This window comes from Phenylobacterium sp., from assembly GCF_016124325.1.
Taxonomy (GTDB): Bacteria; Pseudomonadota; Alphaproteobacteria; order Caulobacterales; family Caulobacteraceae; genus Phenylobacterium.
The window spans coordinates 1-10,272 of sequence record NZ_WGNY01000025.1; the positions used below are offsets into that span (position 1 = coordinate 1).

Annotated in this window: 11 protein-coding genes; 3 read left to right on the forward strand and 8 right to left on the reverse strand. The window is 70.2% G+C overall.

Translation table 11 applies throughout. The features are described 5' to 3' along the window. The 3 genes from GC203_RS15105 to nikR all read right to left on the reverse strand — a co-directional run. On the reverse strand, window positions 1-1,139 hold a 1,139-nt coding region (locus tag GC203_RS15105; protein ID WP_293456049.1), incomplete at its 3' end, for an AAA family ATPase. Between the two features lie 6 nt (window positions 1,140-1,145). Next, window positions 1,146-1,475 (reverse strand): ATP-dependent Clp protease adapter ClpS, encoded by a 330-nt coding sequence (gene clpS, locus GC203_RS15110; protein WP_293456052.1) that lies wholly within the window; start codon window positions 1,473-1,475, stop codon window positions 1,146-1,148. Window positions 1,476-1,708: 233 nt separating this feature from the next. Continuing rightward, window positions 1,709-2,179 (reverse strand): nickel-responsive transcriptional regulator NikR, encoded by a 471-nt coding sequence (nikR, locus tag GC203_RS15115; RefSeq protein ID WP_293456055.1) that lies wholly within the window; start codon window positions 2,177-2,179, stop codon window positions 1,709-1,711. A 121-nt stretch (window positions 2,180-2,300) separates the two neighbouring features. Between nikR and GC203_RS15120 the strand changes: the two genes are divergently transcribed. Next, the gene (locus GC203_RS15120; RefSeq protein ID WP_293456057.1) at window positions 2,301-4,340 is read left to right on the forward strand and encodes a TonB-dependent receptor; all 2,040 of its coding nucleotides are present in this window, start codon (window positions 2,301-2,303) and stop codon (window positions 4,338-4,340) included. A 63-nt stretch (window positions 4,341-4,403) separates the two neighbouring features. Here the strand turns inward: GC203_RS15120 and GC203_RS15125 are convergent, their stop codons facing one another. From GC203_RS15125 to GC203_RS15135, 3 genes are read right to left on the reverse strand one after another with little or no spacing between them, the layout of a single operon-like run. Continuing rightward, window positions 4,404-5,675, reverse strand: a complete 1,272-nt coding sequence (locus GC203_RS15125) for a DNA polymerase IV (protein WP_293456059.1) — start codon at window positions 5,673-5,675, stop codon at window positions 4,404-4,406. A 10-nt stretch (window positions 5,676-5,685) separates the two neighbouring features. Further along, window positions 5,686-6,570, reverse strand: a complete 885-nt coding sequence (locus tag GC203_RS15130; protein WP_293456061.1) for an ROK family protein — start codon at window positions 6,568-6,570, stop codon at window positions 5,686-5,688. A gap of 34 nt (window positions 6,571-6,604) precedes the next feature. Beyond that, a complete protein-coding gene (locus GC203_RS15135) occupies window positions 6,605-7,261 on the reverse strand; it encodes a hypothetical protein (protein ID WP_293456064.1) in 657 nt (218 codons plus the stop codon). 112 nt (window positions 7,262-7,373) lie between these two features. Here GC203_RS15135 and GC203_RS15140 point away from each other — a divergent pair, with 112 nt between their 5' ends. Together GC203_RS15140 and GC203_RS15145 are read left to right on the forward strand one after the other, a co-directional pair. Then, on the forward strand, window positions 7,374-7,739 hold the full coding sequence (locus GC203_RS15140; protein ID WP_293456066.1) for a response regulator: 366 nt from the start codon (window positions 7,374-7,376) through the stop codon (window positions 7,737-7,739). Between the two features lie 4 nt (window positions 7,740-7,743). Next, the gene (locus GC203_RS15145; RefSeq protein WP_293456068.1) at window positions 7,744-9,108 is read left to right on the forward strand and encodes a PleD family two-component system response regulator; all 1,365 of its coding nucleotides are present in this window, start codon (window positions 7,744-7,746) and stop codon (window positions 9,106-9,108) included. Between the two features lie 35 nt (window positions 9,109-9,143). Here GC203_RS15145 and GC203_RS15150 read toward each other — a convergent pair whose 3' ends face one another. Beyond that, window positions 9,144-9,890, reverse strand: coding sequence for a phytanoyl-CoA dioxygenase family protein (locus GC203_RS15150; RefSeq protein WP_293456070.1), 747 nt, complete (start codon window positions 9,888-9,890; stop codon window positions 9,144-9,146). Window positions 9,891-10,135: 245 nt separating this feature from the next. After that, the coding region (gene rpmG / locus GC203_RS15155) for a 50S ribosomal protein L33 (protein ID WP_293456073.1) at window positions 10,136-10,272 on the reverse strand (137 nt) is incomplete at its 5' end.

A 10,272-nucleotide genomic window follows, 5' to 3' on the forward strand; every position in this document is an offset into this window, starting at 1 on the left:
TCGTTGGTGTAGCGGAGCTTGTGGAACTCCTCGTAGTAGGTCTTCAGGCCCTTCAGGATCTTGATCGTGTCGTCGATCGTGGGCTCGTTGACGTCGATCTTCTGGAAGCGCCGGACCAGCGCCCGGTCCTTCTCGAAGTGCTGGCGGAATTCCTTGTAGGTCGTCGAGCCCATGCACCGCAGGGTGCCGGAGGCGAGGGCGGGCTTCAGCAGGTTCGAGGCGTCCATGGCCCCGCCCGAGGTCGCGCCCGCGCCGATCACCGTGTGGATCTCGTCGATGAACAGGATCGCGTCGGGGTGGTTCTCCAGCTCCTTGACGACCTGCTTCACGCGCTCTTCGAAGTCGCCGCGGTAGCGGGTGCCCGCCAGCAGCGCGCCCATGTCGAGCGAGAAGATCGTCGACTTGGCCAGCACGTCGGGGACCTGCTTGTTGACGATCTTGCGCGCCAGGCCCTCGGCGATGGCGGTCTTGCCGACGCCGGGGTCGCCGACCAGCAGCGGATTGTTCTTCGTGCGCCGGCACAGGATCTGGATGCAGCGCTCCACCTCGGCCAGGCGGCCGATCAGCGGGTCGACCTTACCCTGCTTGGCCTTCTCGTTGAGGTTGATGCAGTAGGCTTCCAGCGCCTCACCGCCGGTCTTGACCGCGGGCTTGTCCTCGTCCTCGGAGCCCTTCACCGGCTTGGCCTCGGAGGCGCCGGCCTTCTTGGCGATGCCGTGGGCGATGTAGTTGACCGCGTCATAGCGGGTCATGTCCTGCTCTTGCAGGAAGTAGGCGGCGTGGCTTTCGCGCTCCGAGAAGATCGCAACCAGCACGTTGGCCCCCGTCACTTCCTCGCGTCCCGAGGACTGTACGTGGATCACCGCACGCTGGATCACGCGCTGGAAGCCCGCCGTGGGCTTGGCGTCCTCGCCGTCGTCCACGACCAGCGAGCGCAGCTCGTTGTCGACGTAGTTGGTGAGGGTGGTGCGCAGCGCCCCCAGTTCGACGTCGCACGCCCGCATCACACCCGCGGCGTCCTCGTCGTCGATGAGGCTGAGCAACAGGTGCTCTAGCGTGGCGTATTCGTGCTTTCGCTGGTTGGCGTAGGCGACTGCGCGATGCAGGGATTCTTCGAGCTGTCGGGAAAATGAAGGCAAGAGCCTCTAATCCTTCTCCATGGTGCACTGCAGCGGATGCTGGTGGCGCCGCGCCGTATCAACGACCTGGGCTACTTTCGTCTCCGCTACTTCGTATGTGTAGACTCCACAGACGCCCACACCGTGTTGATGTACGTGAAGCATTATCCGAGTCGCATCTTCGCGCGACTTGTTGAAGAACTGCTCCAAAACGTAGACGACGAATTCCATCGGAGTGTAGTCGTCGTTGAGCAGCAGTACGCGGTACATCGCCGGCTTCTGCGTCTTCGGCTTCGTCTGAGTGATCACCGTCGAGCGAACGCCGGTGTCAGCGCCACCTTCCTTTCGCTCGCTCATCTCGTTCCTGCCTCTCTGACGCTACGGTGATCCTCGTCTGTCCGATTAGATATGGAAGATAGCGCCTTTTGGAAGGGATGAATCGTCCTCACTCCAGGTCAACCTATCCCAGGCGCGTTACCGCCGGGCTAAGTCCCCGGTAACCACAGTCTGCCGGTTTCTGCGGCGAATCCGCGCGGATTCAGCCCCGATCGAGGCCATTGGCGGGTCCGGCGACGGCCTCGGGGCCCGACTCAGCCCGGCTGCGGGGTCAGGTGGTCGTGCTCGCCGTGGCGATGCGCCGCGCCGCCGGCGTGGCGGCCGTGGGGCTCCACCGCGATCAGGTTCAGATCGCCGAACCGCACGCCCCGTTCGGCGCGGACCAGGTCGGCGAAGGCGCGCACCTGAGCCGTGCGGCCGCGCAGGATCATGCTCTCCAGGCAGTGCTCGTGGTCGAGGTGGACGTGCGAGGTGGTGACGACCAGATCGTGGTGCTCGTGGCCGATGTCGATCAGCCGCTGGGCTAGTGCGCGGACGTGATGGTTGTAGACGAACGACAGGTTGGCCACGCAGTCGCCGTCGGCCGTCTCGGCGCCGCGCTCGGCGATCGCCTTGCGGACCAGATCGCGGACGGCTTCCGAACGGCTGCCATAGCCCCGTTCGGCGCAGAGGGCGTCGAACGCCCCGGCCAGGGCCTCTTCGAGGGAGATGGTGACGCGCTGCATCGGGCCTCCTGGATGGCGCGACCATAGGCGCCGGGCATGGCCACGCCAAACATTTGCTGAAGCGCCACGGCGTTCCGCGCAGTAGGAACTATTCAACAAAAATTCCTACGCGGGGGCGGAAATGACGGGGCTCGATCGGATGCTGGCCGCGCTGGTCCTGGCGGCGGCCCCGGCCTGCGCGCTGGCGCAGGGCGGCGCGGATGGCGACGCGCCGGTGGCGACGGCCGGCTCGGGGGTCGAGGAGGTCTATGTCTGGGGCAAGCGCGAGGGCCGGATCGGCGCGGCGGCCTCGGCCAGCGAGGGCGTGGTCTCCTACGGCGCCTACGCCAACCGCCCGCTGCTGCGCCCCGGCGAGCTGGCCGAGGTGATCCCGGGGCTGGCGGCGACCCAGCACTCCGGGTCGGGCAAGGCCAACCAGTACTTCCTGCGCGGCTTCAACCTGGACCACGGCACCGACTTCTCGATCTCATTGGATGGCGCGCCGCTCAACCTGCGCACCCACGCCCACGGCCAGGGCTATCTCGACATCAACGGGATCACGCCCGAGTTCGTCCAGACCATCGACTATCGCAAGGGGCCGTACTTCGCCGAGGCCGGCGACTTCTCGGCGGCCGGGACGGCGGCCTTCCGCACCTTCGCCGCGCTGCCCGACAGCTTCGTCTCCGCCCAGGCCGGCGAGCACGCCTATGGCCGGCTGGTCTCGGGCTTGAACGTCGGCGACGGCTTCCTGGGCGTCGACCTCACCCATTCGAACGGCCCCTGGACCCACGGCGAGAACCTGCGCAAGGGCAGCATCCTGGCCCGGCAGGCCCTGGGCGACTGGGCCCTGACCGCGGTGGCCTACGACGCGGCCTGGGATTCCACCGACCAGATCCCCGAGCGCGCCGTCGATGCGGGCCTCATCTCGCGCCTGGGCACGATCGACGACACCGACGGCGGCAAGACCAGCCGCCTGATCCTGGTGGCGCGCCGCCATCCCGACGCCGACAGCGACCTCGTGGTCTACGCCCAGCGCTACCGGCTGAACCTGTGGTCGAACTTCACCTACTTCCTCGACGATCCCGTGAACCGCGACCAATTCGAGCAGGCCGAGCGGCGCTGGATCTTCGGCGGGTCGGCCGCCCGCACCTGGCGACCCGCGGACTCGCCCTGGAGCCTCAGCGCCGGGGTCGAGACCCGCTTCGACGACATCGGCTCCATCGGTCTCTACCGCACCCGCGCCCGGGCCCGCCTCTCCACCGACCGCCAGGACAAGGTTCGGGAATGGTCGGGCGCCGGCTGGACGACGGCGGCGTGGTCTGAGGGGCCGTTGCGCGCCACGCTCGGCCTGCGCGCCGACGCCATCCACGTCGACGTCACGTCCGACAACCCGCTGAACTCGGGCGACAAGACCGACGCCATCGTCAGCCCCAAGCTCACCCTGGCCTGGCGCGTGTCGCCGCAGGTCGAGCTCTACGCCGACGCCGGCCGCGGCTTCCATTCCAACGACGCGCGCGGCGCGGTCCAGAGGGTGGAACCGGCCTCCGGGACCCCGGTCGATCCCGTACCCCTGTTCGCCGCGGCCGACGGCGCCGAGGTCGGCGCCCGCTACGAGAACGGCCAGGGCCTGGCGCTCTCCCTCTCGCTCTGGGCCCTGCGCCTGGAGTCCGAGCTGGTCTACGTCGGCGACGCGGGCGACACCGAGAGCACCGACGGCACCACCCGGCTGGGGGCGGAGTTCCTGGCGAGCTGGTCGCCGCGCCCGGGGCTCAACTTCGATCTCTCCGCCGCCGCCACCCACGCCCGCTACCGTGGCGACCCGCCGGGCGGCGACCGCATCCCCAACGCGCTGGAATACGTCGTCACCGCCGGCGCCACGGTGCGGGTGACGCCAGACAGCGTGCTGCAGGCCACCCTGCGCCGCCTCGGCCCCGCGCCGCTGATCGAGGACAACTCCGCCCGCTCGCGCTCGGCGACGGTGGTCAACGCCGCCTACGCCCACACCTTCGGCGACCTGACGCTGTCGCTGGAGGTGCTGAACCTGCTGAACAGCCACGACAACGACATCACCTATTTCTACGGCTCGCGCCTGCCCGGCGAGCCGGCGGCGGGCGTCGACGACACCCACTTCCACCCCATGGAGCCCCGGCAGGTGCGCGTGGGCGTGCGCCGCGTGTTCTAGAGCCCGTCAGGGTGAAGTGGGAACCGGTTCGCCCGCCCGGACGGAGTCTAGGCGTTTGAGGCTTCAGCCCTCCTCGCGCGCCGCCTTCGCTCGCAGCAGCCGCCCGGAGGTCACCGCCTCGGCGCCGAACCGGTCGCGCAGGGCGTCGATGGTGCGTTCGCTGGCCAGGGCCCGCTTCTCGCCCTCGGCGAAGAAGTCGGCGCCGGCCTGCTCGGCGTCGACGAGGTCGGCGATCCCGATGCCGATCAGCCGCCAGGGCCGCCCGGTCGCTTCCTTCGCCAGCAGCTCGCGGCCCACCTTGAACAGGGTGTGGGCGGTCTGGGTGGCCACCGGCAGGGTGCGCCGGCGGGTCACGATCCGGAAGTCGGTGGTCCGCAGCTTCAGGGTCACCACCCGGCCGGCCACGCCGGCCGACCGGGCCTGGCGGGCCACCCGCTCGCACAGGGGCGCCAGCTTGTCCTCCAGGTCGGGGATGCGCGTCAGGTCGTCCTCGAAGGTGGTCTCGGCGCTGATCGCCTTGCGCGCCTCGTTGGGGTTCACCGCCCGGGCGTCGCGGCCGTGCGCCAGCTCGTGCAGCCGCAGGCCCTGCGCGCCCCAGCGCTCGGCCAGGGCCTTGCGGTCGACGCGGGCCAGGTCGCCCACCGTGCGGTAGCCGGCCTTTTCCAGGGACGCGACCATGGCGGGGCCCACGCCCGGCAGGATGCGCACCGGCTTGCCGGCCAGGAACGCCTTGGCCTCGGACCCGATCACGCTGAAGCCGCGCGGCTTGTCGAGGTCGGAGGCGATCTTGGCCAGGAACTTGTTGGGCGCCAGGCCGATGGAGACGGTCAGGCCGGTCTCGGCCTCGATCCGGGCCTGCAGCCGGGCCAGCGTCACGGCCGGCGGCGCGCCGTGCAGGCGCTCGGTCCCCGACAGGTCCAGCCACGCCTCGTCGAGGCTCAGGTTCTGGATCAGCGGCGTCAGCTCGGCGGCCAGGCCCAGGATGCGCTTGCTCTCGGCGCGGTACTTGGCGAAGTCGGGCTTGATCACCACGGCCTCGGGGCAGGCCTGCAGCGCCTTGAACATCGGCATGGCCGACCGCACGCCCTTGATGCGGGCGATGTAGCAGCAGGTGGTGACCACGCCGCGCTTGCCGCCGCCCACGATCACCGCGTGGTCGCGCAGCTCGGGCCGGTCGCGCTTCTCCACCGATGCGTAGAAGGCGTCGCAGTCCATGTGGGCGATGGCCAGCCGGCCCAGCTCCTCGTGGGCCACGATCCGCGGCGAGCCGCAGTCGGGGCAACGGCGCGCCACGGCCTCGCCCGTCCAGAAGCAGTCGCGGCAGAGGGATTTCACCGGGCCGCCTTCATTCGAGCGGCCAGAGCCAGGCCGCGCCGCGCACGCCCGACGAATCGCCGTGCAGGGCCTTGCGCACCGGGGTCGTGAAGACGTCGGAGAACACATGGCGGCCGATGGTGGGCCCCAGCGTCTCGTAGAGCCGGTCGATGTTCGACATGCCGCCGCCCAGCACGATGACGTCCGGGTCCACGATATCGACGATCACGGCCAGGCCCCGGGCCAGCCGGTCGACATAGACGTCCAGCAGGGCGATGGCCTCGCCGTCGCCCTCGGCCGCCGCGGCGGCGACCTCTTCGCCGGAAGCCCCGGCGTGGCGTGCGAAGCCCTTGCCGCTGACCCACAGCTCCAGGCAGCCGCGGCGTCCGCACCAGCACTTCGGCCCGGGGTACTCGTCGTCGCGCGGCCAGGGCAGGGGGGCGTGGCCCCACTCGCCGGCGATCAGGTTGCGGCCCGGGACCACCTGGCGGTCCACGGCCAGGCCGCCGCCGCAGCCGGTGCCCAGGATCGCGGCGAACACCACCCGCCCGTCCGCCGCCGCCCCGTCGACCGCCTCCGACAGCGCCAGGCAGTTGGCGTCGTTGGCGTAGCGCACCGGCCGGCCCAGCGTGCGTTCGAGATCGGCCGGGAAGGGTCGGCCGTTCAGGGCGGCGGTGTTGGAGTTGCGCATCAGCCCCGTGGCGGGCGAGGGCGAGCCGGGTCCGCCGACGCCGATCCGCGCGGCCGTCGCGCCCGCCTGGCGCTCGGCCTCGGCCACCAGGCTTCTCACCGCCTCCAGCTGGTCGGCGTAATCGGCGGGCGTGGGCGCGCGCACCCGCGCCTGGAAGCGGCCGTCGGCGTCCAGCGCCGCCGCCTCGATCTTGGTGCCGCCCATGTCCACGCCGATCCGGATCATGGCTGGACTTGATACCCGATTTGTTCCGCGCCGCTCAGCCCCGGATCGCCGCTTCGATCGCTTCGGCCAGATCGGCCCAGTCGTCGATGCGCGGATGGCGCTCCGAGCGCGGCGCGTAGGGTCGCAGGCGCAGGTCGGCCACATGCTGGAACGTGGCGGTGTCCGGCGCGTGCTCGGCCACCGAATCGAGGTTGGACAGCAGGTCGTCGACGAAGGCCGTGCGATGGGCCGTCTGGCCGATCAGCCCGGCCGCCACCGGCCCCTTGGGTCCGGAGTTCAGGATCAGCGGGTGCTCCAGCCCATGCTTGCGCAACCAGGCGGTGCGCAGCCGTTCGGCCTCGGCCGGGGCGTTGGACAGGATCAGGATCTCGGCGCCGCGCGACAGACGGTTGAGCGCGTCGATGGCGCCCGGCGCGGGTTCGATCTCGTGGCAGTGGCCGCGGAAGAATTCGTCGAACAGCCGCCGGCCCTCCTCCATGCCGATGTGCTCGGTCGAGCCCGGCGGAAAGATGTTCTGGAACAGGGCGAAGCGCTCGATTCGCATCTCCAGGCCGCGCTGGCGCAGGAAGTCGCCGAAGCCCTGCATGAACAGGCCCAGCACCTCGTCCACGTCCACCAGCACGAGCGGCCGGTCGGGCGAGAGCCCCAGATCGTGAAGCCGGGGTGCGGCGGTTTGGATCGGATCGGCCACGGTCGCTCGGATGTGCGGATAACGAAGTTTAAGGATATCGGGGCGAATAACCACAGCCACGGTGGGGGAGGGTCGCAAACCGGCCCAACCCCCGGCAACGGTCGGGTCCCGAATGGCGAAGAAGGTCCTCATCGTCGAGGATAACGAGCTGAACATGAAGCTCTTTCATGATCTGCTCGAAGCCCAGGGCTACGAGACCCTCGAGACCCGTGAGGGGCTCGCGGCGCTTTCGCTTGCGCGCGAACACCGGCCCGACCTGATCCTGATGGACATCCAGCTCCCCGAAATCTCGGGCCTGGAAGTCACCAAGTGGCTGAAGGAAGACGACGATCTGGCCCACATCCCGGTCGTGGCCGTCACCGCCTTCGCCATGAAGGGCGACGAGGAGCGCATCCGCGAGGGGGGCTGCGAAGCCTACATCTCCAAGCCGATCTCGGTCAGCCACTTCCTCGACACCATCCGACGTCTGCTGAGTTAGGCCCATGTCGGCGCGTATCCTTGTGGTCGACGACATCGAGTCGAACGTGCGCCTGCTGGAGGCCAAGCTGTCGGCCGAGTACTACGAGGTGCTCACCGCCTACGACGGCCCCACGGCGCTGGCGATCGCCGCCTCCGAGCAGCCCGACATCGTCCTCCTGGACGTGATGATGCCCGGCATGGACGGCTTCTCGGTGTGCCGCCGGCTCAAGGACGATCCCGAGACCCGCCATATCCCCGTCGTGCTGGTCACCGCGCTGGACGGCCGCGCCGACCGCGTCGCGGGCCTGGAGGCCGGCGCCGACGACTTCCTGACCAAGCCGATCGACGACGTCATGCTGTTCGCCCGCGTGCGCAGCCTCACGCGTCTGAAGTCGGTGATCGACGAGCTGCGCGATCGCGAGGCCTCGGGCCGGCGCATGGGCGTCATCGCCGGCGCGGCGTCGCGCCTGGGCGGATCGGGCGGCCGGGTCCTCATCGTCGACGACAACGAGCGCCAGGCCCAGCGCATCTGCTCCGAACTGGCCGTCGAGCACCGTCCGATCGTGGAGACCGAGGCCTACAAGGCCCAGCTCAGCGCCCGCGGGCCGGTCGACCTGGTGATCGTCAACGCCAACGCCAAGGGGTTCGACGGCCTGCGGTTCGCCGCCCAGCTCCGCTCGGACGAGGCCACCCGCAACCTGCCGATCCTCGCCGTCGCCGACGTCGACGAGCGCGCGCGGGTCATCAAGGCGCTGGAAATCGGCGTCAACGACATCCTGGCCCGCCCGATCGACCCCGGCGAGCTGGCCGCCCGCGTGCGCACCCAGATCCGCCGCAAGCGCTACACCGACTATCTCCGCTCCAATCTCGACCATTCGCTGGAGCTGGCGGTCACCGACCAGCTCACCGGCCTGCACAACCGCCGCTACATGGTGGGCCAGCTCGACGCTCTCATGCGCCGCGCGGCCCAGGGCGGCGACCCGGTCGCGGTGCTCGTCATCGACATCGACCACTTCAAGAAGGTCAACGACAGCTTCGGCCACGACGTGGGCGACGAGGTGCTGCGCGAATTCGCCGTGCGGCTGGCCTCCAACGTCCGCGCGGTCGACCTGCCCGTGCGCCACGGCGGCGAGGAGTTCGTGGTGGTGATGCCCGACACCGACCTCGAGGACGCCCGCCGCATCGCCGAGCGCATCCGCCTGCACGTGGCCGGCGCGCCGTTCCGGGTGATGGACGGCAAGGAGCTGCTCACCGTCACCATCTCGGTGGGCGTCGCCTCCAGCGCGGGCGTCGACGACAGCTCCCAGGCGCTGGTGAAGCGCGCTGACGAGGCCGTCTACGAGGCCAAGTCCCGCGGCCGCAACCGGGTCATCGCCCGCGCGGCCTAGCGGCCAATAGGTTTCTCCCCGGAGCCCGGCGCGCCTTAGCTGCGGCCGTAGACGAACTGCGTCAGCACCATCCGCGGGGCCCGAAGCACGTTGGGCGTCGGCGCGTGCAGGGTGAGCGGGTGCATGAGGATCACATCGCCCGGATCGCCGGTCATCTCGCCGACCCGCACGCGCACGCCGTCCAGTTCCGCGCCGTCCTCCATGAACCGGGCGATCCGGTCGGCGTCCGGGCCCGGCGAGGAGAGCGCGGCGAACCATGGCGAGCGCGCCTCGAGCCGGCCGCGCGCCTGGGCCGAGGGCAGGGCGCGCCCCTCCGCCTCGACCATCGCCTGGAGAAGCCGGTGCGAGCCCTCGACATAGCCGGTTCCGCCGCCCTGGGGCGCCAGCGGCGCCAGGATGACGAACGGGCGCGCGAAGTTCCGGTCGCCAGGCCGCGCGCCGAGGTCGTAGTGCCAATGCCGGTGGGGCACGTCCCAGGCCTTTTCGCCGGTGTGGAAGCTGACCAGCGGCAGGCCCCAGTGGTCCGGCTCCTCCCACCCGCCGAGCAGGACGTCGAGTGCGGCGCGGACCGCCGGGCTCGCCATGGCGTCGAATTCGCCCGAGCGGGACGAGAGCTTCGAGGGCCGGGCCGACCTGTCGCGCCGGTCGGCGAGCTTGCGCCGGATGGTCTCGGCCATCGCCTCGGCGTCGCGGGCCGGCACGGCGCCCGGCAGGCGCACGACGCCGTCGCGGGCATAGGTTTCCATGAGCGAGGGGGTGAGGACGTCGCGGGGGTCCTTCATCGAAGGCTCCTAAGCAAACGCCCCACGGTGAGCCCTCGTCCGGCCGGAGCCGGTCCGCTGACTCGCCGCAGGGCGGTACCCCGCGAACACCCGCAAGGCGCGGGTTGTCGATGGGGGGAGCGTCCGTCCCCGGCCGCCGCCTGTCAACGCCGGGGCCGCAGTTCGGGCCGGTGCGACGTTCCACAACGAAAAACGCCCGGCGGTGAGGCCGGGCGTCTTCATGCAAGATCAGGGCGTTGCGCGCCTTACTTGATCTTGCCTTCCTTGAACTCGACGTGCTTGCGCGCGATCGGGTCGTACTTCTTCAGCACCAGCTTGTCGGTCTTGGTGCGGGCGTTCTTCTTGGTCACGTAGAAGAAGCCGGTGTCCGCCGACGAATTCA